We start from the raw sequence: 22990 nt of genomic DNA, 5'->3' as shown, positions 1-22990 counted from the left end.
GCGTGTAGCGACGTCCTCCACCGTTGCCTGCCAGAACCGAACGGCTGTGCACGTATGGGCGTGCTATCGTCCTGACCACATTTCCGTGAACTGATCAGGCTCACTTTGGCGGCCTGCGCGCAAATTGCGCCCCCGTGAGCCGGCCCGAAAGGACAAGGATGAACCGTTTTAACGAAAAAACCGTGCTGGTCACCGGTGCGGCCTCCGGCATCGGCCTGGCGGCTGCCCGCCGCTTCCTCGACGAAGGCGCCCGCGTCGTGATGCTCGACATCGATGGCGACACGCTGAAGAAGGCCGCCTCCAGCCTGCCCCAGGACCGCGTGCTCGTGCAGGTCGGCGATACCGCCGACAAGGACACCGCGAGCGCCGCCGTCAAGGCGGCGGTCGACCGCTTCGGCGGGCTGCATATCCTCATCAACAACGCCGGCATGGCGACCGAAGGCGACATCACGCAGACGAGCGAGGAAGACTTCGAGCGCGTCATGGCGGTCAATGTCGGCGGCTACTATCACATGGCCAAGGCGGCGATGCCCGAGCTGGTGAAGGTGCACGGGTCGATCGTCATGACCTCGTCCGTGTCCGGCCTTGGCGGCGACTGGAATCTGTTTGCCTACAACACCTCGAAGGGCGCCGTCAGCAATATGGTGCGGGCGATGGCGATGGATGCGGCGAAGGATGGCGTGCGGGTGAACGCGGTCAATCCGAGCTTCACGGTGAGCAGGATGACCGAGGATATGCTGGCCGATCCCGAGCTGGTCGCCAAGTTCAAGGAACGCATGCCGCTCGGCGCGCCGGAAGATCCGGAAGGCGTTGCGGCGGCGATGGCGTTCCTGGCGAGCGAGGATGCGCGCCTGATCACCGGGGTGAATCTGCCGGTGGATGCTGGGTTGATGGCTTCCAACGGACAGCCGCCGCAGTAAGCATCGGTCCAGAAATCCCGCTCTCGCCGGACAATATGCGGTGGGCGCCAGCCATCCGATGGCGCACGCCACTCAAGGCCTTATCTGGCTTGATCAAGGCAGGCATCGTCGCCGACACGATAGCTCAAGGCCACCGCATAGCCATCTGCCGAATAACGCGTGATCAACAGTGCTGACGATGCCTGATAGGTTCCGCCATTCATGGCGCGATCGATAAAACACACTTCCAGATCCTCGATCCCGTCCTTGTTGACATCCCGTCGAGACAGGATTTTCAGTTCGTAATACCAATCCCCCGCAGTATCGAACACAAGCGTGTCGTCCGTCGCCTTGCTCGGCCTCATGCCAAAGTCGGCGAACGTACGTAACCCGGGAGTGCGGCGCGGTCCGAATGAGCTCCGAATGGTGGCCAGGTCGAATTTCTCGGCCAGGAACTGCCCCAGGTTCTCACGAGGAAAAAAGCTGACCAAAGGCGAAGCTTGCACGGTCCCCGCCAGCGCCAGACCGGCCAGGATACTGGACACGAAGCGGGAGTACGTCACCGGGCTTTTCTGGTCGTCAATGACATTTCCGCTCGTCGATCAGACCATGTCGGCGAACGCCACGCGGTCGGTGGTCGCATTGCGCGCATCCTCGACCCGCACCTTGTGCGCCGCCAACAGCCCCTCGAGCGACGCATTCATCGTGTGGCACCCGGCATCGATCCCCTTGTTCATCTGCGCCCGAATGCCGCCCAGGTCCCCCGCCTCGAGCATGCGCACGACCGCCGGACTCGGCGTCAGACACTCGGTCGCAAGATAGTAGCGATTCCCTTCGACCGACGGCAGCAGCGCCTGGCACAGGATGCCGCGCAAGGCATGCGCCAATGCCTGCGCCTGCGCCTCCGAATTACCCAGCAGGCGCAACATCTTTTGCAGCCCGAGCTCGGTCGAGCGCGCATGCAGGGTTGCCAGCACCAGCGGCCCCGACTCGGCCAGCGCCAGCGCCTCCTGCGCCGTCTGCGCATCGCGAATTTCTCCGATCACGATGACGTCCGGCCGCTCGCGCAGCGCATCGAGCGCCCCCAGGTAATAGCTCTCGACGTCGCCATCCTCCCCCACCTCGCGCTGCGTGATGATGCACTTGCGCTGAGGGATCAGGGTCTCGACCGGATCTTCGATGGTGATGATGTGGCCGGAACGCTGGCGATTGATCTCGTCCAGGATCGATGCAATCGTGGTCGACTTGCCCTGGCAGGTGTCGCCGATGATCAGCACCAGCCCGCTGGTCAGCCGCGCAAACTCGCGCTCGTCGTCCCACAGGCCCAGGTCGGACAATGCGATCGGCTCCTTCGGAAAGCGCCGGATCACGCAGCCGATGCGCTTGCCGCCCTGGAAGCGAAAGCAGTTGGCGCGTATGCGCGCCGTATGCAGGTCGATCGAGCGGTCGAAGGCGCGCGAGGCGATGCGTTGCGGCCAGTTCGGCTCGATCACGTCGAAGAATTCTTCCAGCTCTTCCTTCGTGATCGGCGAATCGGTCACCGCCACCAGGCCTTTCGGCTGGCGCAGCATCAGCGGGCTGTTTTGATGGATGATGATGTCCGAAAACACCAGCTTCGAGTTCAGCAGGTGCAGGATCTGCTGCACCAGGGTCTCGAACACCGGGTGGTCTTCGTTTTCGATGTACGAAAGGGTCGGGATCTGCGAGGACTGGTGGTATTCCATCTGGTGTTGGAGAAAAAACGATTTCCAGTCATTATAGAACTGGAATGTTGCACCAGAGTAAAAATATCGTCAGCGTGACAAACTCGCAACAATGCGATCGCCAAACACCGTGATCGTCACCCCCAGGGCCACGACCAGCGCCCCGGTCAAGCGCACCGGCGACACCTCGCGCCTGGCCATATTGATCAGGCCAAAATGGTCGATCGCCATCGAACTGAGCAGCTGACCGGCGATCACCAGCACCACCAGGGTCAAGAGGCCGATGCGCGGCGCCAGGAACACGGTGCCGAGCACGAAGGCCGCGCCCATGAAGCCGCCCAGGAATTTCCAGGCCGGCTGGGAAGGCAAGGCGGTCAAGGTCGTCCCCAGGCCTGCCACGCCGCCCTTGGCCAGCGCCATCACCAGCAGCGCCACCGTGCCGCAGCTGAATGAGATCAGCGCCGCCATGATCGAATTGGTCCCGATCGAGTGGGCCAACTGGCTGTTCACCGCGGCCTGCGCCGACATCGCGACGCCGATGCAGAATGCCGCCGCCAATAAAATCAGGTTCATCTCCGTACGTCCTGGCAAAAAAAACGCACGATTTTAGTGCATTCCGGGCCGGCGCGTCGGCACGCCCCGTCGCGTGTTCATGCATTTCATCCCCGGCAAGCTGCAATTCGTCGCAAACGGCTCTTCCGGATGCGCCCGGCTGGCTAGGATGGCTGCAATACCAACGAATCACGGAGTCCACCCATGCCAGCCTTCACACCCTCCTTTGCCGCGCGCACCCTGCTGCTGGCCGCCACCCTCGCCTGCCTCGCCGCGCCGACGCCCGTCATGGCCTGGCCCTTCGGCGGCGAAAAAGTCGAAGGCAGCGGCAGCGTGACGCGCCAGGCGCGCCAGGTCGAGCGCTTCACCGGCATCGCGCTCGAGCTGCCGGCCCAGCTCGAACTGCGCATGGGCAATACCGAAGGCATCACGATCGAGACCGACGACAACCTGCAGCGCCTGATCGAGACCGAGGTCGACGACGGCGTGCTGCGCATCCGCCCGACCAAGCGCAATATGAACCTGCGCGCGCGCACCATGAAGATCGTCGTCAACGCGCGCCAGATCGAGCGTCTGTCCCTGGGCGGCTCCGGCACCATCGATGCCGAGGCGCTGCGCGCCCAGACCCTGCGCGTGAACCTGGGCGGCTCGGGCAAGATCCGGGTCGCGAGCATCGCCGCCGAAAAAGTGTCGGTCAGCGTCGGCGGCAGCGGCGACTTCCGCGCCAATGGCGGCAAGGCGCGCGACGTGTCGGTGTCGATCGGGGGTTCCGGCAATGTCGACCTGGGCAAGGTTGCCGCCGACAGCGCCAGCATCAGCGTCGCCGGTTCGGGCGACGTGACGGTCTGGGCCCGGCGCGAACTGAGCATGTCGATCGCCGGCTCGGGGGACGTCAAGTACTATGGCGACCCGCAGCTGCGCAGCTCGGTCGCCGGCTCGGGCAAGTCGCGCCGACTGGGCGACGCCCCGAACTGATCCGGCAGCGGCGCTTACAGGGCGCCGCGCAGCACTTCGCGCTCGACCTGCACCGTGTCCGTGCCGTCGGTCAGCCACACCTGGCCGTCCTGGATCGTGCACTGCAGCTGCATCGAGCGCTGCGCCATCTTTTCCAGTTGCGCGCTCGTCGAAGAGGGGATGTTGATCACGCTGACATTCCTGGCGCGCTCGATCTTGTTGGCCAGGCCCTTGAACCAGATGCTGCTGGTCGCGCTATAGCTGTACACCACCACCTTCTCGGCGCGGCCGGCCGCCTTCAGCAGGCGCTTCTCGTCCGGCTGGCCGACCTCGATCCACGTCTGGATGGCGCCGGTCAGGTCCTTCAGCCACAGCGCCGGCTCCTCGACGTCGAACAAATCCTTGCCATAGGCGAGCGCCGGATCGGCGTGCACGGCGAAGGCCAGCAGGCGGATCATCACGCGTTCATCGGTCTCGGACGGATGCCGGGCGATGGTCAGGCTGTGTTCCTGATAGTAGTTCCGGTCCATGTCGGCGATCGACAGGTCGGCCTTGTAGATGGTCGCTTTGAGAGCCATTGTTGCGTGCGCTTGTGTGTGCTGGAGGATGAAAACCCGCTATTGTCGCATGCGCGGCGACTGCCGGGTTCCCAGCCGGTATAGACTGGCGATCTCACCGAACATGGAGACCGCGATGACCAATGCTTTCCCTCCGAACCAGCAGTTCCTGCTCGCCGCGCGCCCGGTCGGGCTGCCCAGGCGCGAAGACTGGCAGTTCCACGAACAGGCCGTGCTTGACCCGGGCGAAGGCGAGGTCGTGGTCAAGGTCCTGTACCTGTCGCTCGACCCCGCCATGCGCGGCTGGATGAACGAAGGCAAATCGTATATCCGTCCGGTGGCGATCGGCGAAATCATGCGCGCCGGCGGCGTCGGCGTGGTGGTGGCATCGCGCTCGGCGCGCTTCAAAGTGGGCGATTACGTGATGGGCGGCACCGGCGTGCAGCGCTACTGGTCCGGCCCGGCCGACGACAAGACCGCCAACCTGGCCAGGATCGATCCGCACGTGGCCCCCCTGACGGCCTGGCTGAACCTGCTGGGCATGCCCGGCATGACGGCGTACTTCGGCCTGCGCGAAGTCGGCCAGGCCAAGGCCGGCGAGACGGTGGTGGTGTCGGGCGCGGCCGGCGCGGTCGGCATGACCGTGGGCCAGGTCGCCAGGCAGATGGGCTGCCGCGTGGTCGGCATCGCCGGCGGGTTTGACAAATGCGCCTTCGTCGTCGACCGCCTCGGCTTCGACGCCTGCATCGACTACAAGGCCGGCCAGGTCGGCGCCGCGCTCAAGCAGCATTGCCCGCAGGGCGTCGACGTCTATTTCGACAACGTCGGCGGCGACATCCTCGACACCGTCCTCACCCGCATCAACATGAAGGCGCGCATCGTGATCTGCGGCGCGATCTCGCAGTACAACGTGACGGAGCCGGTCAAGGGTCCGGCCAACTACCTGGCGCTGCTGGTCAACCGCGCGCGCATGGAAGGCATGATCGTGTTCGACTACGCGGCGCGCTATCCCGAGGCCGTGGCCCAGCTCGGCGAATGGCTCAAGGCGGACGCGATCCAGAGCCATGAACACGTGGTCGATGGCTTCGAGCAGTTCCCGCAAGCGCTCCTGATGCTGTTCGAAGGCCGCAACCTCGGCAAGCTGGTGCTGAAAGTGGCGGACGCCTAGAACTTGTCGCCGGCTCCACGGTCGTACAGGTCAGGGCGCCCCGCCCTTCCTCCATGGAGCCGCCATGCTGTCACCTTTCGAGAGTTTCTTCGCCAACCCGGCGCTGCAGGGCCAGTTCGGCACGCAGGCGGGCACGCCGCTGAATACGCAACTGGCCGCGCAGCTGGGCGCGCAGGCAAGCCTGCTGGCCACGCTGTCGCAGCGCAGCCATGAAATGCTGGCGCGCCTGACCGACCTTAACCTGCAGATGGCGCGCCACTTCGTCGAGACCGCGCTCGACACCGGCCGCCAACTCGCCGCCTGCACCGATCCCCTGCAACTGGCCCCCACCGCGATGCGCGGCTGGCAGCCGCTGGGCGAACACGTGCGCGCATGGCAGCAGGGCCTGATGGGCGTGATGGCCGAGGCCCAGACCGGCCTCGGCCACGCGGCCGCGCTGGCCCCGGCGCCCGCGAAACGCGCCGCCTGAGCGGGCCGGCGCGCCGTATGGCGACGGGGCGGAACTAACGCTCACCACGTTTCTCTAAACGCACGAGCGCAGCCTGAGATGGCTCCAAGTGCGTTCATGCATAGCGTACGGCCTCTACAACTGACAGCCCCACGGGCACAAGGAGATCGACATGGCGACCAGCAAGGAGAACGGAGGAAAGAGCAGCAGCAGTCAGGGCAGTGCCCAGAAGAGCGGGCCGCCCGCCAAGCGCGGCTTCGCGGCGATGGACCAGAACCAGCAGCGCGAGATCGCCAGCAAGGGGGGCCAGGCGGCCCACCAGAAAGGCACGGCGCACGAATTCGATTCCGAAGAAGCGCGCCGCGCCGGCCAGAAGGGCGGCGAAGCCGTGAGCCGCAACCGGGCCCATATGGCCGACATCGGCCGCAAGGGCGGCGAAAGCCGGCAATCGGCCCAGCGCGCGGCAGCCGCCGCGGCCGCGGCGGCTGCCTCGTCGCAAAAGGGCAATCGCCAGGGAGAAGAAAGCTAGCGCGGCTGGCTGTCGACTACGGGGCGGTCCCGGCGCGGCCCAAGCGACGGGCCTGCCCCTGTGGTACATTGCCGGGCTTATGCCTACCCTGAAATACCTGACCGCCTACCCGGACACCCTGCAAGCCCAGGTCAGCGGGCTGATCGAACAGAACCGCCTTGGCGACACCTTGCGCAGGCGCTATCCCGAGCCGCACGGCATCCGCACCGACCGCGCCCTGTACGACTATGTGCAAGATCTCAAGGACGATTACCTGCGCCAGGCCGCGCCGGTCTCGAAAGTCGCTTTCGACAGCAAGATCCAGGTGATCCAGCACGCGCTGGGCCTGCACACCGCCATTTCGCGGGTCCAGGGTTCGCGCCTGAAGGCCAAGCACGAGATCCGCATTGCCAGCCTGTTCCGCGACGCGCCGCTGCCCTTCCTGCGCATGATCGCCGTGCACGAACTGGCGCACCTGAAAGAAAAAGAACACGACAAGGCGTTCTACAAATTGTGCTGCTGGATGGAGCCGGACTACCACCAGCTCGAGTTCGACGTGCGCCTGTACCTGACCTGGCTCGACCTGTCCGGCGAGCGCTTGTGGAGCGGCGACTAGCTCGACTGCGCTGGCGACACCGGCGGCTGCCGCAGCGGCGACCTCTGCGCGCCATCCGGCTGCGCGGCGCAACTGCGCGTGCAGCGCTGGAGCGCCGTGTCGCAGGCGCCAAGGCGCGCCATCCGGCGCCCGTTGTCGCCGGCGGCATCGAGCGCGCGGGTCGCCTGGCCCGGCACCGCGCCCTGAGCGGTGCGCGCCAACGGGTTGCGGTATTCCGCAGTCGACCCGGTCAGCCGCTGCTCCAGCGGCAGCGCCTGGGCGCTGGCGCGGCATTCGCGCTGCTCGGAGGCGCACATCGAGGTGCAGAACGCCTCGTCCGCGGCCAGCGCCGGTGTCGCCGCGGATGCGGTCACGACCAGGGTTGCGAGGATGATCGATAGACGCTTCATACCAACCTTTCAGGAAAGCGTGGCGACATGCCATCCTGTCATCGTAGCCTGTTTTTACACAGCATGCCTTCCCGATGACCATGGCGACCGCAGCCAGCCGCCATCGTTGCCCTGCAACAACGAACGTTTCGTCCAAACACATTTCAAACCGCCGGTCACTCGACTTCACGCACCGGCTCCGATACAGTCATCACACTCGGAATTGCCGCATCCCGAGGCCTTCCTCCGCCTCCGGCCACTCATATCACATGGTTCAGCAACATACCAAGCGCCTGTCCGCCGCGTTCGCAACGTGCGCGCTCGCCATCCTGTCCTCCCACGCCAGCGGCGCCGACGCGCCGGGCGAGCCGGCCGCGCCCGTATGGAGGCTGTCCGGCTTCGGCACGCTGGGCGCGGTGTATTCGAGCTCGCGCAGCGCCGACTTCACCGCCTCGGTGCTGCGCGCCCACGGCGCCGGCCATACGCGGGCCTGGAGTCCCGACGTCGACAGCCGCCTCGGCGCCCAGCTCGACGTCAATCTTGGCGCCTGGTCGGGCGTGCTGCAGGTGATCAGCGAGCAGCGGCTGGACGGCAGCTATACGCCCCAGCTCGAATGGGCGAATGTGAAATACCAGCTCACGCCCGACCTGGCAGTGCGCGCCGGCCGCATCGCCCTGCCCGTCTTCCTCGGCGCCGAATCGCGCAAGGTCGGCTACACGATCCCCTGGGTGCGCACCCCGGTCGAAGTCTACGGTTCCCTGCCGATTTCCAGCAGCGACGGCCTCGACGCCACCTGGCGCTGGAGCACGGGCCCGGTGCTGCACGCCACCCAGGTATTCGCCGGCCGCACCAACCAGGACCTGCGCAACGGGCTGCGCATCAAGGCCGAGGACATCGTCGGCCTGTCGCACAGCATCGAACGCGGCGCCCTCAGCGCGCGCCTGTCGGCCGCCAGCGGGCGCCTGAACACCGCCATCGGAGAAGACCTGTTCGCGGTGCTGCGGGGCTTCGGGCCGGCCGGCGAAGCGCTGGCCGACCGCTACGAGATCAGGAACAAGCGCGTCTCCATGGTCAGCATCGGCGTCAGTGTCGATCCGGGCGCGTGGTTCGTGACGGCCGAGTGCGGGCGCACCCGCACCGATTCGCTGCTGGGCGGCGGCACCTCGATGTATGTCGGCGCGGGCCTGCGCCGCGGCGCGCTGACGCCGTATGCCGGCTACGCCCAGGTGCGCGCCGACGTCCCGACCCGCGATCCCGGACTGCCGCTGGAAGGCTTGGCGCCGCCGCTGGCCGCGGCGGCTGGCCGGATCAACGCCGGCCTGAACGGCTTCCTGGCGGCGATCCCGGTGCAGTCCACCTGGAGCGCGGGACTGCGCTGGGATGCGGCGACCAATATCGCGCTCAAGCTGCAGCTCGAGCGGGTGCGTCCGCGCGAAGGCTCGCGCGGCACCCTGATCAACAACCAGCCCGACCTGCGTCCCGACCGTGCGCTGCACGTCGGCAGCGTGGCCATGGACTTCGTGTTCTGATGCGCGCGCTTTCCCGCTCCCTGCCATCCTGGCGGCGCCTGCCCGCCACCCTCGGCCTCGTCCTCGGCCTGGCCTGCGCCAACGCGTCGGCCGAACTGGTGGTGGTGGTCTCCAGCCGCAGCCAGGTGGCGGCCATCAATGCCGACCAGGTGGCCGCGATCTTCCTCGGCCATGCCAGCCGCTTCCCGGACGGCACCCAGGCGGTCGCCGTCGACCAGCAGCTCGGCGCGTCGCAGCGCGACAGCTTCTACCGTGAACTCACCGGCAAGACGCCGGCCCTGCTCAAGGCGCACTGGTCGAAGATGGTGTTCACCGGCCGCGGCCAGCCGCCGCGCGAAGCCAGCGGCGACGCCGGCGTGCGCCGCCTGGTGGCCGAGAATCCGGCAATGATCGGCTATATCGGGCGCGATGCGCTCGACGCCTCGGTGCGCGCCGTGCTGGTGCTGCCGTGAGGTCGCGATGAACACGCTCGCCTCCACCACGCCGGCCGCGCCGGCTGCATCTGCCGCTCCCCGCGCGCAGGCGCGGCGCGGCGCGCCCGCGCGCTGGCTCGCCCTCGCGCTCGAGACCCACATCTCGCTGCCGCTGTTCGCCCTGTGCCTGCTCGGCGCCATGTGGTTCGGCACCCTGCACGTGATCGAGGCCGAGCGCCGCGCCGCCGCCGCCGCGGCGCGCGACGCCACCCACGAGCTGCTCGACACCTACGAGGCGCAGATGGCGCGCAGCCTGAGCAACATCGACCAGACCCTGCGCGTGCTGAAATACGCGGTCGAGCAGAACGGACCGGCCGGCGCGCTGCCGGCGCTGGCGGCCAAGGGCCTGCTGCCGCCCGGACTGGTGTTCCAGGTCGAGATCACCGACAGCCACGGGCGCGTGGTGGCCAGCAATCCGGACGTCGGCCCGCGCGACCTGGCCGGCGCCAGCTACTTCGAGTTCCACCGCCACAGCCGGCACGACCAAGCCTATGTGAGCCAGGCCATCACCCATCCCGGCGCCGCCGAGCCGCACCTGCATTTCACGCGCCGCATCGACGACGCCGCCGGCCGCTTCGCCGGCGTGGCGGTGGTCGCGGTCGACCCGGCCTATTTCACCAGCTCGTACGAACGCTCGCGCCAGGGCGAACGCGGCCTGCTCGGCCTGGTCGGCAACGACGGCGTGGTGCGCGCGCTGCGCGTCGGCGAACAGGTCTCGTGGGGCCAGTCGTACGCGCCCGGCCCCACCGACATGGTCGGCCTGCGCGCCTGCCGCATCGATGGCGAGACGCGCTACACCACCAGCCGGCCGCTGGGCGGCTTCCCGCTGCTGGCGGTGGCCGGCCTGTCGGAAAGCGAACAGATGGCGCGCTTTCGCCAGCAGCGGCGCGCCTGGCTGCTGGGCGTCGGCGCCGGCAGCGCCCTGCTGGTGGCCGTGGTGATCCTGGTCAGCGCCTGGTCCTGGCAGCTGGCCAAGGCGCGCCGGCGCGAGCGCCAGGCCCATGAAACCTATGCCGCCGCGTCCGAGGCCAGCCCGGACGCCTTCTTCGTCCTGCGCAGCATCATGGATCCGCGCGGACGCGTGGCCGACTTCACCATCGTCACCACCAACAGCCGCGCCGAGCAGCTCACCGGCCTCGGCAAGGAGCAGCTCGCCGGCCAGCGCATGTCGGTGATGCTGCCCGGGGCCTTCAGCGCCGGCATCTTCGCCGACCTGGCCGCGGTGGCGCTGAGCGGCGTCACGCACGAAACCGAATGGCTGGCGCGCGCGCTCCCGCAAGGCGAGCGCTGGCTGTACCGCCAGGCGGTCGCGGTCGAGGGCGGCGTGGTGGTGATCGTGCGCGACATCACCGAACGCAAGCTGGCCGAAGGACGCATCCGCCACCTGGCCCACCATGACGACCTGACCGGCCTGCCCAACCGCAGCCTGCTGCGCGAGCGCCTGGAACAGGCGATCGGCGCCGCCGCCAGCGACGGCGGCGCGGTGGGCCTGGCCTTCATCGACCTCGACGGCTTCAAGCTGGTCAACGACGCCCTCGGCCACAACGCCGGCGACGCCCTGCTGAAGGTGGTCGGCGCGCGCATGGCGCGCTGCCTGGGCGCGGGCGACACGCTGGCGCGCTTCGGCGGCGACGAGTTCGTGATCCTGCTGCCGGCCCTGGCGGGCGAGCCGGCGTCCATCGCGCCGCTGCTGGAACGGGTGCGCCAGGCGGTCACCGAGCCGGTGCTGGTCGAGGGCCAGGAAGTGCAGGTCAGCTGCAGCATCGGCGTGACCTTCTATCCGCGCGACGGCGTCGACGCCAACGCCCTCATGATGCACGCCGACGTCGCCATGTACCGCGCCAAGGAGCTGGGCAACGACAACGTCCAGTTCTACGCCAGCGAGATGAACGCCAGCATCGACGAGAAGCTGGTGCTGCTGGAAGGCTTGCGCGACGCGCTCGACACCTGCGCCGCCGATCACGCCGGCCCCTGCCAGTTCGAGCTGCTGTACCAGCCCAAGGTCGACCTGCGCACGGGGCGCCTGTTCGGCGTCGAGGCGCTGATCCGCTGGCGCCATCCGGAACAGGGCCAGGTCTCGCCCGAGCGCTTCATCGGCCTGGCCGAAGAGAGCGGCCTGATCGTCCCGATCGGCGAATGGGTGCTGCGCACCGCCTGCGCCCAGAGCGTCGCCTGGCGCGCCGCCGGCCTGCCGCCGGTGAGCATGTCGGTCAACGTCTCGGCGCGCCAGTTCGAGGACAAGCGCCTGGTCGAGCGCGTCGCCGACGCGTTGCGCGCGAGCGGCCTGCCGCCCGAAGGCCTCGAGGTCGAGGTGACCGAAAGCCTGATCATGCGCGACCTGGGCCGCTCGGTGGACAAGATGCGCGAGCTGAAGGCCATGGGCGTGTCGCTCTCGATCGACGATTTCGGCACCGGCTACTCGAGCCTGTCGGCGCTGAAATCGTTCCCGATCAGCCGCCTCAAGATCGACAAGTCGTTCGTGGCCGACCTGGCCGAGCGCGCCGACGACCAGGCGATCGCGCTGGCCGTGATCTCGCTCGGCCATAAACTGAACCTGCGCGTGATCGCCGAGGGCGTCGAGACCGAGCAGCAGCGCGACTTCCTGCGCGCCAACGACTGCGACGAGATGCAGGGCTATCTGTTCAGCCGCCCGCTGCCCGCCCAGGCGCTGGCGCGCCTGCTGGCCGACAGTCACGGGAGCGCGGCATGAAGCCGGTGCGCGACACCACCAGCGTCCTGCTCGGCGCCGAGCCCACGCTGCGGCGCATGCTCAATTACTGGATCGCCACCAGCCTGCTGTACCTGGCCGGGATCCTGCTGCTGGCCTGCCAGGTGGCGGCCGGCCACACGCCGCAGGCGCCGGCCCTGGCGCTGGCCATCGCCGCCGCCGGCGGCACGCTGGTCTTCTATGCGCTGATCCGCTTCAGCGCGGCGCTGCGCCTGGCGCCCGGGGTGCTGGCGATGCTGCAGTCGCTGTTCGCGATCGGCTGCGGCATGGCCTCGTATGCGATCGCCGGGCCGATGCGCGCCGCCCTGCTGTGCATGACGGTGGTGATCGTCGCCTTCTGCGCCATCGCCCTGCGCCCGCGCCAGACCATGTTCCTGTCGGCCGTCGCGCTGGCCGGCATGGGCGCCGTCATGTGGTGGCTGCAGGCCGCCGACCCGCTGCGCCACCCGCCCGAGGTCGAGGCCATGAACTTCGGCTACATGGCGGCGGCCCTGCTGTCCACCGCCCTGCTGTCAAGCGAAATGACCAAGCTACGCCGGCGCATGAAGCGCAAGAAGCAGGAACTCGAAAAAGCCCTGGAGACCATCCGCACCCTGGCCACGATCGACGAACTGACGGCCCTGGCCAACCGCCGCCACATGAACGAACTCCTGAGCGCCGAGGAACGGCGCCAGCCGCCCGGCGCGCGCAGCTGCGTGGCCCTGCTCGACATCGATTTCTTCAAGCAGGTCAACGACCGTCACGGCCACGCGCTGGGCGACGCCGTGCTGCGCGAATTCGCCGGCGCCGCGCGCGGCGCGCTGCGCGCGAACGACACGCTGGCGCGCTGGGGCGGCGAGGAATTCCTGCTGCTGTTGCCGGACGCCGCGCCGCACGACGCGCGCCAGGTGCTCGAGCGCATGGCCGACCACGTGCACGCGCTGCGGGTCGAGGGACTCGATCCGCAGCGCCGCATCAGTTTTTCGGCGGGCCTGGCCGAACGGCGCACCGGCGAACCGTTCACCGACGCGATCAGCCGCGCCGACAAGGCGCTGTACCGGGCCAAGGCCGCGGGACGCGACCGGATCGAGGTGGCCTGAATTGCGCGCAAAGGACGGGCTGAAGTCGGGGTAGAATCGGGGCATGCACCCCGACCTGTCCGCCATCGCCGCCTACGTCATGCCCGAGCTGCCGCTGCGCGCCTGCGACGTCGGCCTGCTGTTCGGCACTCGCCACGGCGTGGAAGAATTCTGCCTCGCCGCCCACGACCTGTGGGAGCGCGGCATGTTCCGCGTGCTGCTGGTGTCGCGCGCCTGGTCGAACTGGGGATGCCACGGTCGGCCCTGGTGCTGGAAACGGCGGCCACCAATACGGGAGAGAACGTGGTGCTCGGCCGCGCCGCGCTGGCTGCGCAGCTGGACCTGGCGAGCGTGCGCAGCGTGCTGGCGATCGGCAAGGCTTGCGCCATGCGGCGCTACCTGATGACGCTCGAGCGCCACTGGCCGGGCCTGGCGCTGTCGGGCTGCCCGGTCAATCATTTCGGCATCGAGGCAGAGCGCTGGCATGAACACGCCGAGTTCCGCGCCCGCGTGCTGGCCGAGTACGACAAGATTCCCGGCTATCTCGAGCGCGGCTTCCTGAGCGAGCTGGCCGGCTACGGCGCTTACCCGCGCAATCCCCTGGCCTCGGCGTCGGCCTCGACCGCGGCCTGAACGGCCGGCGCCGGCGCCGCCGCGCGCAGGCGCCGGATCAACTCATCGGGATCGCTCTCGGCCACCATCAGGCCTTCGTGCTCGGGCCGCACGAAGCCTTCCTGCACCTGGTGGCGCACGAAGGCGCGCAGGCCGTCGTAGAAGCCGTTCACGTTCAGCAGGCCGATCGGCTTGGCATGGATGCCCAGCTGGGCCCAGGTCACCATCTCGAACAGCTCTTCCAGGGTGCCCATCCCGCCCGGCATGGCGATGAAGCCTTCCGACAGGTCCGACATCATCGCCTTGCGCTCGTGCATGTCCTTGACCACGAACAGGCGGGTCAGGCCGGCGTGGCCGACCTCGCGCTCGACCAGCGCGCGCGGGATCACGCCGGTGGCTTCTCCGCCGAGGCGCAGCACTTCGTCGGCGATCACGCCCATCAGGCCGACCTTGCCGCCACCGTAGACCAGGGCGATATTGTGCTCGACCATGGCGCGCGCGAGGGCGCGCGCGGCGTCGGCGTAGAATGGGTTGGCGCCATGCGCGGCGCCGCAATACACGGCCAGGGTTTTCATCGTGTCAGCCTCAGAAGAAGTCGGCGCCCGGCTTGGCGTCGGCCGACAGTTTTTGGAGATAGTCGTCGGACAGCTTTTCGAACAGCACCCGGGTCTCGCCGCGCAGGTAGGGGCCGACCATCGACAGCACCTGGTAGCAGCCGCGCGCGAGCGCGTCGGCGATCGCCTGCTGCTCGCTGTACTTGCGTGGATTGCGCACGTACTCGAACGACAGCCAGTAGGTCGCCACCACCACCATATTGGTCGCCATCGCGCCGATCTGCTGGTCGGACGCCTCGAGCGAGCCTTCGCTGCGCAGGTCTTCGCACAGCTGGCGCGCGACCTTGATCTTGTGGGCGTGGATGGCCTTGAAGTGCAGTTCGAGCTTGCGGTTGCGCGACAGCAGGTCGTTCAGGTCGCGGTAGAAGAAGCGGTAGCGCCAGATCAGCTTGAACATATGGTGCAGGTACAGCCACACGTCTTCCATGTTCGAGCGACGCCCGGCCGGCACCGCGAGCACGCGCTCGATCTCCGCTTCGAACTGGACGAAGATCGAATTGACGATGTCGTCCTTGTTGCGGAAATGGTAATACAGATTGCCGGGCGAGATATTCATCTCCTCGGCAATGACGGTCGTCGTGATATTGGGCTCGCCGAACTCGTTGAACAGCTTGAGCGAGAGCTCGAGGATGCGTTCACGGGTGCGGCGCGGGGCTTTTTGTTGCATGTAGGCCGAAGTTAATAGTGCATTCCCGCAAGGATAACATCGAACGGTCGTTCGATGAATCTTTCGATCGGCCCGATCGCCCCGCCCCGTTCAGGCGGCGCCGCGCTGGCTCTGCAGGCGGAAGGCCTCGTCGATCCGTTCGCGCAGGGTGCGCGCGCCCAGCGGCTTGACGTAGTGGTCGTCGGCCACGCCGCTCGCGATCGCCGCCTCGATCTCGGTGAGGTCGGGCTGGCCGGACAGCATCAGGCGCACGGTCTTGGGATAACGCTCGGCGGCGCGCGCCAGCACTTCGGTGCCGCGCATGCCGGGCATGGCCTGGTCGCACAGGATCACCTCGACCGCTTCGTGGTCGAGCACCTCGAGCGCTTCTTCGCCCGAACAGGCGCTCAGCACGCGGTAGGGCTGGCCGGCCAGCATGTCGTTCAGCACGCCCAGCATGAAGCGGTCGTCGTCGACCAGCAGCAGCGTGCGCTCCGCCGGCGCGGCGCCGGGCTTGGGCGCGGGCGCGGACTGGGCCGCCGCCGCGGGCTGCACTGCGGGCTGCACTGCGGGCTGCACTGCGGGCGCGCTCGCGGCGGCCGGCGCGGCAGCCAGGAAGGCTTCGAGCTCGGCGACGAAGCTCTCCGGTTCGATCGGCTTGCTGACGTAGCCGTCGAAGCCGGCGGCCAGCACCTTTTCGCGGTCGCCCGCCATCGCCAGCGCGGTCACGGCCAGGATCGGCACGCCGGCAAGCGAAGGCTCGGTCTTGAGCGCGGCCAGCACCGCGAAGCCATCCATGCCGGGCAGGTTGACATCGCAGGCGATCAGGTCGGGGCGCTCGCTGCGCGCGGCGGCCACGCCACGCGGGCCGTCGGCGGCGGAAAGCGGCGTGTGTCCATAGGCGCCGAGCAGGAACGACATCAGCTCGATATTCGCTGGGTTGTCTTCGATGATGAGGATACGGGCCACGATGGCGCTCCGGGAATGCGATGTTGTGACCACTTTACCACGCGGCGGCGGCGCCGTGAGCCAGTCGTGAGCCAGCTAAGGGATGCCATGCTGATGGTGCGTTGCGGCAGGCGCCACACGGTCGCTACGCAAGGCCTCGATTTCGCGCATGACCATGGCCAGCACGCGCGGGTTGCGGCCGAGCGCCACGTGGCCCACGCCACCCAGCGCCAGGTTGCGCGCGCCCGGCAGTTCGCTCGAGGTCTGCGGCGCGATGATGTTGTCGTGGTGGCTGTAGATCGAGACGATCCGCGCGCGCACCTCGGGCGCTTCGCCAGCCGCAAGCGCGGCGAGCCACGCGCATTCGGGCCCGGCCACGCCCATGCGCCGCATCTGGCCCGCATTGATGCCCAGCCCAAAGGCGGCCAGGCAGGTGCCGTGGTGCGGCGTGCCGAGCGTGACCAGGCGCGCCACCTGCTGCGCGCCATGGGTGCGCATCCAGGCGCGCGCCGCCAGCCCGCCCATGCTGTGCGCGACCACGACCAGTTGCGCCGCGCCGGCCTGCGCGCACAGCCGCTGCGCCGCCTCTTCGATGCGCGCGGCATAGCCGTCGATGTCGCCGGTCAGCGGCTCCAGGTCGAGCGTGGCGTGGCTGATGCGCGCCGCAACCAGCAGCGGCGTCAGATGGTCCCAGTAGCCGCTGTTGCAGCCGTAGCCGTGCACCAGCAGCACCGGCGGCGCCGCCCCGCCGGGATGGATGCGGGTGTACGCCCGCGCGCGCGGCATGTGCCAGGAGGTCATCAGCATGCTGGTGCTGAACTCTTCCCAAAACATGCGCAAGGCGGCGCCCGGCGCGACCATGAACGCGGGCGGCGTCGGGCTGGCGGCGCGCGCCGCCAGCAGGAAGTTGTTGGCATTGATCAGCAGGCGCACCAGCGCCACGCTGCCCAGCCCCAGCGCGGCGGCCTGCCAGCCTTTCAACCCGAGCCAACGCATGCCGGCCGCGCCGATGGCGAACGCCGCCAGCGCCTGCGCCAGCAGGATCAGCCGCAGCAGGGTGCGCGAGCTCATGCCAGCGCCGCCGCCGGGCGGCCCGTCAGGCTGGCCGCCAGGCCGCTCGCCAGGCGCGCCGTGATGGCGTAGATGGTCAGCTGCGGATTGGCGCCGAGCGAGGTCGGGAACAGCGAGCCGTCGTGCACCGACACGTTCGCCAATCCACGGTAACGGCCGGCGGGATCGACCGCGCCGCGGCGCTCGTCGCCGCTCATGGCGCAGCCGCCCATCGCATGGGCCGAGACCACGCGCGTGACGTGGGCGCGCTGCGGCAGGGCCGCGATCTCGCGCCGCGCCTCGGCCCAGGAACGGTAGCGCTGGGCCTTCTCGTGCGCCGGCTGCACGGCGCGGGCGCCGGCCGCGAACTGGATCTCGGCCATGGACAGCAGCGCGCGGCGCGCGCCATCCCACAGGTAGTCGTTCAGGCCGTAATCGAGCTCGCCGCTGCCGTCTGCGCGCAGGCGCACGACGCCGCCCGGCGACTCGTCATGGAAGCCGTCGCGCAGCAGCGCCAGCATGCCTCCCAGGTGGGCGAAGTCGCGCATCGCCGCCGCGTGCTGCTCGCCGAAACCGCTCATCATGGTGGCCACCAGCAGCGGGTGCAACGGCGGTGTCTCGAGCTTGTAGCCCATCGGGCCGTCGATCGGGCCCTGCGACAGGAAGTGGTCGGAATACACGCTCTGCGGCGCCCCGGCCCAGCCCTCGACCCGCTTTTCGTAAAAGGCGGCCGAGATCAAGGTCGGGTGCAGGAAGGTGCGCTTGCCCAGCTGGCCGCTGGGATCGGGCGCCTTCGAGCGCAGCAGCAGCGCCGGGGTGTTGATGGCGCCGCCCGCGACCACGAAGTGGCGCGCGCGCAGGCGCAGCTGGCGCCCGTTCGGCAGCACGCCGTCCGCGCCGAGCGCGGCGCAGACCAGTTCCTCGGCCTGCTCGCCGCGCAGCCGCAGGCGCTCGGCGCGGGCGCGCGTGACGAGGGTGGCGCCGTGGTCGAGCGCCGCCGGGATGCTGGTGACCAGCATCGACTGCTTGGCATTGGTCGGACAACCCATGCCGCAGTAGCCCAGGTTCCAGCAGCCCTGCACGTTGCGGCGGATGGCGGCGCTCGCAATCCCGAGCTTTGCCGCGCCGCGGCGCAGGATGTCGTTGTTCTCGTTCGGACCGACCAGCCAGTCGACCACGCCGGTGCGGCGCTCGGCCATGGCGAACCATGGCGCCAGCTCGTCCGGCGTGGCGTGGTCCAGGGCGTAGTGGCGGCGCCACCAGGCCAGGGTCGGTTCGGGCGTGCGAAAGCTCGAGGTCCAGTTGACCGTGGTCGAGCCGCCGACGGCGCGGCCCTGCAGGATGTTGATGGCCTTGTCGGCCGTCTTGCGCGCGGCCGATTCCTGGTACAGGTCGGGATAGGCGTCGGCTTCGCGCATCCGGAAATCGCGCGAGGATTTGAGGGGCCCCTCTTCCACCACGATCACCGACAGGCCCGATCTGGCCAGGATCTCGGCGCTGATGGCGCCGCCGGCGCCGCTGCCGACGATGACCACGTCGGCTTCCAGCGTGCGGTCGTGCTCGAGCGTCGAGGCGTCGAGCGTGCGCCAGCCGCGCTTGACGCCGGCCTCGATCGGATCGGGAATCCGGGCCGTCATGCCGGCACCCGTGGCGGACCGGGATAGCCGATGGCGTCCCAGCTGGCCGGCTGGGCATACCAGGCGCCCAGCACCAGGTCGTGCAGCGCGCCGTAGGCGCTGCGCATCATGCCAAAGCGGTGCACGCGCCAGTCTTGCAGGAAGGCGCTGACGTGGCCGATGTCGGCGCTCTCCCAGCCGGTCGGCACGCCGGTGAGCAGGCGCCGCGCCGGGCGCAGGGCCAGCAGGCCGAACAAATCCTGCACCTCTTGTTGCGTGGCTTGCGGCAGGCCGCGGATGGCGGCTTCGACGGCGTCGATGGCGCTCGTCAGCTGCCGCGCGCGGCGGCCGGGATCGTGGGCCAGCGCGCCGTCGAGGATGGCCGGCGCGATCGCGTGCAGCGCGGCGCGCGCCTCGCCGTCGAGGGCGAAGCGGTGCGCTGCCGGTGTGTGCGTGGCGCGGTACCAGGCGCCGCCGGCGCCCAGCGCCAGCGCGGCCAGGCCACCCACGGCCAGGAAGGTCCTGCGAGAGGTGCGGGGAAGATTCGCCATGGCCCTAGTGTACGACATGCACCAAGCAGGGACCGGGACGATACGGTTCAGCGAGGCGGCCTGGCCTTCAGGATCGCGCTGGCGATGCCGCGCAGGATGTTGACTTCTTCGGTCTCGAGGCCGGAGCGCGCGAACAGGCGTTTCAGGCGCGGCATCAGTTTCTTTGGGTTGTCGGCGTCGAGGAAGTCGATCGCCACCAGGGCCTGTTCCAGGTGCGCGAACATGCCGTCCACCTGCGTGACGCTGGCGCTCTCGCCCTGAAAGCCCACGCCGCGCGCCTCGACGCCGTCGCCCACCGCCGCCAGCCGCGCTTCATAGGCCAGCACCTGGGCAGCCTGCGACAGGTTGAGCGACGAGTAATCGGGATTGGCCGGGATGTTGATCAGGACGTTGCAGCCTTCGACGATCCCGTTCGGCAGGCCGACCCGCTCGTTGCCGAACACGATGGCCGGGCGCAGGTCCGGCTGGCTGCCCGCGTGCGCGGCGAAGGCGCGCGGGGTCCAGACCGGCGGCGAGAATTCACGCAGGCGGGCCGAGACGGCGGCGGCGAAGTTGCAGCCGTCCAGCGCCTGCTGGACGTCGGCGACGATGCGGGCCTGGCCCAGGACGTCGATGGCGCCGCTGGCGAAGGCCACCGCTTCCGGGTCGGTCAGCGGGTTCTCGCACCTGGGGGCGACCAGCACCAGGTCGCTGAACCCCATCGTCTTCATGGCGCGCGCCACCGAGCCGACGTTGCCGGCGCGGCTGGTCTCGACCAGCACGAAGCGAAGGCGATTGAAAAGAGAAGTGTCGGTTTGGGTCGGGTTCATTTACAATAGCGACCATCGCGCAGTGCGGACGGTTTTTTGTGATAACGGGAACAAGCCCGCGATTGTAGCCGTTTCGGCACTGCCCTGCTCTTTAATCACTCTTCAATAGCTGATCGTTCACGACGCCCCCAGGTGCGTGAGTGGGCGTTCGCGTTTTTCACGGAAAAGCCTCCATGCACCCAATGCTCAACACGGCCATCAAGGCCGCCCGCCGCGCCGCCACCGTCATCAACCGCGCGTCCTTCGATATCGATCGCATCGTCGTCTCTGAGAAGCAACACAACGATTTCGTCACCGACGTCGACCAGGCGGCGGAACAAGCGATCGTCGAGACCCTGCTCAAGGCTTATCCGACCCACGCCATCCTGGCGGAAGAAAGCGGCGCATCCGGCAACCTGAACGACGAGAGTGAATTCGTGTGGATCATCGACCCGATCGATGGCACCACCAACTTCCTGCACGGCTATCCCAACTACTGCATCTCGATCGCGCTCAAGCAGCGCGGCGTGATCACCAACGGTCTGGTCTACGACCCGGTCCGCAACGACCTGTTCACCGCAACCAAGGGCGCCGGCGCCTACCTCAACGACAAGCGCATCCGCGTGCGCGGCACCGAGCGCATCGGCCGCGCCCTGCTGTCGGCGGGCCACGGTCCCGACCCACGCGCGCTGGCCGAATACCTGCGCATGTACGAAGTGGTCGCCTCGCGCAGCCACGGCGTGCGCAGCGGCGGTTCGGCGGCGCTGGAACTGGCGAACGTCGCGGCCGGCCGCATCGACGGTTATTTCGAAAAAGGCCTCAAGGTCTGGGATATCGCGGCCGGCGCCCTGCTGGTGACCGAAGCCGGCGGCATCGTCGGCGAATTCAATGGCGAGTCCGAATACCTGAACAAGGGCGACGTGATCGCCGCCGGCCCGAAGGTTTTCGGCGCGCTGGTCCCGCTGCTTTCGCCTTTCGCGTAAAATAACGGCCGTACTAGTCGGGCCACTGGCAGGCTGCGCTTGCCAGTGGCCCGTTTGCTTTTCCAGGCGTCTTACAAAACATTACATAGTAATGGCGCAAAAACTTTCTATGGTGAAACTAATTTCACTATAATCCTTGCTGACCGCCTCGCGCGGCAGCGTCCGGGCGAGCGCTTGATTGCGCGCCCGCATCAATCCGATTTCCAGGACTTGCCGCCACTGTGGCGACGGGCCGTTTTTTACTGAAAAAATCTATGTCATTCTCTTCACTTGGTCTCTCTGACGCGATCGTGCGCGCGGTGACCGAACAAGGTTATACCGCCCCGACGCCGATCCAGAGCCAGGCCATTCCCGCCGTCCTGAACGGCGGCGACCTGCTGGCCGGCGCACAGACCGGCACCGGCAAGACCGCCGGCTTCACCCTGCCGATCCTGCACCGCCTGTCGAACGACGCGGTGGGCGCCGCCCAGCGCAACAAGACCGCGCCGCGCGCCATCCGCGCCCTGGTGCTGACCCCGACCCGCGAACTCGCGGCCCAGGTCGAGGAAAGCGTGCGCCTGTACGGCAAGTACACGAACCTGAATTCGGCCGTGATTTTCGGCGGCGTCGGCATCAATCCGCAGATCAAGCTGCTCAAGCACGGCGTCGACATCCTGGTCGCCACCCCGGGCCGCCTGCTGGACCACGCGGGCCAGGGCACGGTCGACCTGTCGAAGATCGAAATCCTGATCCTGGACGAAGCCGACCGCATGCTGGACATGGGCTTCATCCACGACATCCGCAAGGTGCTGGCCCTGCTGCCGCCGAAGCGCCAGAACCTGCTGTTCTCGGCCACCTTCTCGGACGACATCAAGGCGCTGGCCGACCGCCTGCTGAACAATCCGCAATCGATCGAGGTCGCACGCCGCAACTCGACCGTGGAAGTGATCGCGCAAAAAATCCACCCGGTGGACCGCGACAAGAAGCACCCGATGCTGGCGCACCTGATCAAGTCGAACAACTGGCACCAGGTGCTGGTATTTACGCGCACCAAGCATGGCGCCAACAAGCTGGTGGAACAGTTGGGCAAGGACGGCATCGGCGCGATGGCGATCCACGGCAACAAGAGCCAGTCGGCGCGCACCAAGGCGCTGTCGGAATTCAAGGATGGCAGCCTGCAAGTGCTGGTGGCCACCGACATCGCGGCGCGCGGCATCGACATCGACCAACTGCCGCACGTGGTGAACTATGACCTGCCGAACGTGCCGGAAGACTATGTGCACCGTATCGGCCGTACCGGCCGTGCGGGCGCGACGGGCGAGGCGGTGTCGCTGGTCTGCGTGGACGAGCACCAGATGCTGAAGGACATCGAGAAGCTGATCAAGCAGACCCTGCCGCGCGCAGTGATCCCTGGCTTCGAGCCCGACCTGAACGCCAAGCCGCAACCGATCCAGCTGCGCAGCGGCGCCCCGGGCCATGCGAACCGCGGCGGCCGTCCAGGCGGCGGCCGTGGCCACGGTGGTGGTGGCGGCGGCAGTGGTGGCGGCAAACCGCGCACTCCCGGCACCGGCGCCCCCGCCGCCGCCGCGAAGCGCCACAGCGGCCCCCGCCCCGCCTCCGCCGTCCGCCGCGACCGCTAATC

At 68.3% G+C, this 22990-nt stretch carries 25 protein-coding genes; 13 read left to right on the top strand and 12 right to left on the bottom strand.

Going from position 1 to position 22990, the window contains the following annotated elements; all coding sequences use genetic code 11:
* Positions 1-158: 158 nt before the first annotated feature.
* Positions 159-920, top strand: a complete 762-nt coding sequence (locus tag KY496_RS01095; RefSeq protein ID WP_184239582.1) for an SDR family NAD(P)-dependent oxidoreductase — start codon at positions 159-161, stop codon at positions 918-920.
* Positions 921-1000: 80 nt separating this feature from the next.
* On the opposite strand, the gene KY496_RS01090 is transcribed toward KY496_RS01095, so the two are convergent.
* The 3 genes from KY496_RS01090 to KY496_RS01080 all read right to left on the bottom strand — a co-directional run bounded on the left by KY496_RS01090 (position 1001) and on the right by KY496_RS01080 (position 3175).
* Positions 1001-1462 (bottom strand): hypothetical protein, encoded by a 462-nt coding sequence (locus KY496_RS01090; protein ID WP_219863470.1) that lies wholly within the window; start codon positions 1460-1462, stop codon positions 1001-1003.
* Between the two features lie 39 nt (positions 1463-1501).
* Positions 1502-2623 (bottom strand): type IV pilus twitching motility protein PilT, encoded by a 1122-nt coding sequence (locus KY496_RS01085; RefSeq protein WP_005669515.1) that lies wholly within the window; start codon positions 2621-2623, stop codon positions 1502-1504.
* Positions 2624-2692: 69 nt separating this feature from the next.
* The gene (locus tag KY496_RS01080; RefSeq protein ID WP_005669514.1) at positions 2693-3175 is read right to left on the bottom strand and encodes a DMT family transporter; all 483 of its coding nucleotides are present in this window, start codon (positions 3173-3175) and stop codon (positions 2693-2695) included.
* Between the two features lie 183 nt (positions 3176-3358).
* Between KY496_RS01080 and KY496_RS01075 the strand changes: the two genes are divergently transcribed.
* Positions 3359-4129 (top strand): head GIN domain-containing protein, encoded by a 771-nt coding sequence (locus KY496_RS01075; RefSeq protein WP_219863468.1) that lies wholly within the window; start codon positions 3359-3361, stop codon positions 4127-4129.
* Between the two features lie 14 nt (positions 4130-4143).
* On the opposite strand, the gene KY496_RS01070 is transcribed toward KY496_RS01075, so the two are convergent.
* Positions 4144-4686, bottom strand: a complete 543-nt coding sequence (locus tag KY496_RS01070; RefSeq protein ID WP_184239587.1) for a YaeQ family protein — start codon at positions 4684-4686, stop codon at positions 4144-4146.
* Between the two features lie 115 nt (positions 4687-4801).
* On the opposite strand from KY496_RS01070, the gene KY496_RS01065 reads away from it, so the two are divergent.
* The 4 genes from KY496_RS01065 (at position 4802) to KY496_RS01050 (ending at position 7405) form a co-directional block, all read left to right on the top strand.
* Positions 4802-5833, top strand: a complete 1032-nt coding sequence (locus tag KY496_RS01065) for an NADP-dependent oxidoreductase (RefSeq protein ID WP_219863466.1) — start codon at positions 4802-4804, stop codon at positions 5831-5833.
* Positions 5834-5897: 64 nt separating this feature from the next.
* Positions 5898-6302 (top strand): phasin family protein, encoded by a 405-nt coding sequence (locus KY496_RS01060; RefSeq protein ID WP_219863464.1) that lies wholly within the window; start codon positions 5898-5900, stop codon positions 6300-6302.
* 151 nt (positions 6303-6453) lie between these two features.
* Entirely contained in the window at positions 6454-6810 is a 357-nt protein-coding gene (locus KY496_RS01055) for a KGG domain-containing protein (protein ID WP_005669504.1), read from the top strand.
* 79 nt (positions 6811-6889) lie between these two features.
* Positions 6890-7405 (top strand): M48 family metallopeptidase, encoded by a 516-nt coding sequence (locus KY496_RS01050; RefSeq protein WP_005669502.1) that lies wholly within the window; start codon positions 6890-6892, stop codon positions 7403-7405.
* On the opposite strand, the gene KY496_RS01045 is transcribed toward KY496_RS01050, so the two are convergent.
* On the bottom strand, positions 7402-7794 hold the full coding sequence (locus KY496_RS01045; protein ID WP_219863463.1) for a hypothetical protein: 393 nt from the start codon (positions 7792-7794) through the stop codon (positions 7402-7404). The two genes, KY496_RS01050 and KY496_RS01045, sit on opposite strands and share 4 nt — an antisense overlap.
* Before the next feature lie 248 nt (positions 7795-8042).
* Between KY496_RS01045 and KY496_RS01040 the strand changes: the two genes are divergently transcribed.
* From KY496_RS01040 to KY496_RS01020, 5 genes are all read left to right on the top strand, one after another.
* Positions 8043-9302, top strand: coding sequence for a hypothetical protein (locus KY496_RS01040; RefSeq protein ID WP_005669499.1), 1260 nt, complete (start codon positions 8043-8045; stop codon positions 9300-9302).
* Entirely contained in the window at positions 9302-9754 is a 453-nt protein-coding gene (locus tag KY496_RS01035) for a hypothetical protein (RefSeq protein WP_005669498.1), read from the top strand. The genes KY496_RS01040 and KY496_RS01035 overlap by 1 nt, the downstream gene beginning before the upstream one ends.
* A 7-nt stretch (positions 9755-9761) precedes the next feature.
* Positions 9762-12485, top strand: coding sequence for an EAL domain-containing protein (locus KY496_RS01030; RefSeq protein WP_219863461.1), 2724 nt, complete (start codon positions 9762-9764; stop codon positions 12483-12485).
* Complete coding sequence (locus KY496_RS01025; protein WP_005669495.1) at positions 12482-13582, top strand: diguanylate cyclase; 1101 nt, start codon at positions 12482-12484, stop codon at positions 13580-13582. Before KY496_RS01030 ends, KY496_RS01025 begins: the two co-directional genes overlap by 4 nt.
* A gap of 228 nt (positions 13583-13810) precedes the next feature.
* A complete protein-coding gene (locus KY496_RS01020) occupies positions 13811-14194 on the top strand; it encodes a hypothetical protein (protein ID WP_005669493.1) in 384 nt (127 codons plus the stop codon).
* Here the strand turns inward: KY496_RS01020 and KY496_RS01015 are convergent.
* The 7 genes from KY496_RS01015 to KY496_RS00985 form a co-directional block, all read right to left on the bottom strand.
* Positions 14146-14748: a TIGR00730 family Rossman fold protein gene (locus KY496_RS01015; RefSeq protein WP_219863460.1), complete on the bottom strand. Its 603-nt coding sequence runs from the start codon at positions 14746-14748 to the stop codon at positions 14146-14148. The two genes, KY496_RS01020 and KY496_RS01015, sit on opposite strands and share 49 nt — an antisense overlap.
* A gap of 10 nt (positions 14749-14758) precedes the next feature.
* Positions 14759-15454 (bottom strand): TetR/AcrR family transcriptional regulator, encoded by a 696-nt coding sequence (locus tag KY496_RS01010; RefSeq protein WP_005669491.1) that lies wholly within the window; start codon positions 15452-15454, stop codon positions 14759-14761.
* 90 nt (positions 15455-15544) lie between these two features.
* Positions 15545-16402, bottom strand: a complete 858-nt coding sequence (locus tag KY496_RS01005; protein ID WP_005669489.1) for a response regulator — start codon at positions 16400-16402, stop codon at positions 15545-15547.
* 75 nt (positions 16403-16477) lie between these two features.
* Complete coding sequence (locus KY496_RS01000) at positions 16478-17452, bottom strand: triacylglycerol lipase (protein WP_219863458.1); 975 nt, start codon at positions 17450-17452, stop codon at positions 16478-16480.
* On the bottom strand, positions 17449-19068 hold the full coding sequence (locus KY496_RS00995; protein WP_219863456.1) for a GMC family oxidoreductase: 1620 nt from the start codon (positions 19066-19068) through the stop codon (positions 17449-17451). Before KY496_RS00995 ends, KY496_RS01000 begins: the two co-directional genes overlap by 4 nt.
* Positions 19065-19598, bottom strand: a complete 534-nt coding sequence (locus KY496_RS00990) for a hypothetical protein (protein ID WP_219863455.1) — start codon at positions 19596-19598, stop codon at positions 19065-19067. Before KY496_RS00990 ends, KY496_RS00995 begins: the two co-directional genes overlap by 4 nt.
* Before the next feature lie 47 nt (positions 19599-19645).
* Positions 19646-20407, bottom strand: a complete 762-nt coding sequence (locus KY496_RS00985) for an RNA methyltransferase (RefSeq protein WP_219863453.1) — start codon at positions 20405-20407, stop codon at positions 19646-19648.
* 182 nt (positions 20408-20589) lie between these two features.
* Here KY496_RS00985 and KY496_RS00980 point away from each other — a divergent pair, with 182 nt between their 5' ends.
* Both KY496_RS00980 and KY496_RS00975 read left to right on the top strand, forming a co-directional pair.
* Entirely contained in the window at positions 20590-21369 is a 780-nt protein-coding gene (locus KY496_RS00980) for an inositol monophosphatase family protein (protein ID WP_040777633.1), read from the top strand.
* Positions 21370-21623: 254 nt separating this feature from the next.
* Positions 21624-22988 (top strand): DEAD/DEAH box helicase, encoded by a 1365-nt coding sequence (locus KY496_RS00975; RefSeq protein WP_071363375.1) that lies wholly within the window; start codon positions 21624-21626, stop codon positions 22986-22988.
* The last annotated feature ends 2 nt before the right edge of the window (positions 22989-22990 follow it).

The sequence above is a fragment of the Massilia sp. NP310 genome, from assembly GCF_019443485.1.
Classification (GTDB): domain Bacteria; phylum Pseudomonadota; class Gammaproteobacteria; order Burkholderiales; family Burkholderiaceae_D; genus Telluria; species Telluria timonae.
This window is presented reverse-complemented; position numbering and strand designations above follow the sequence as displayed.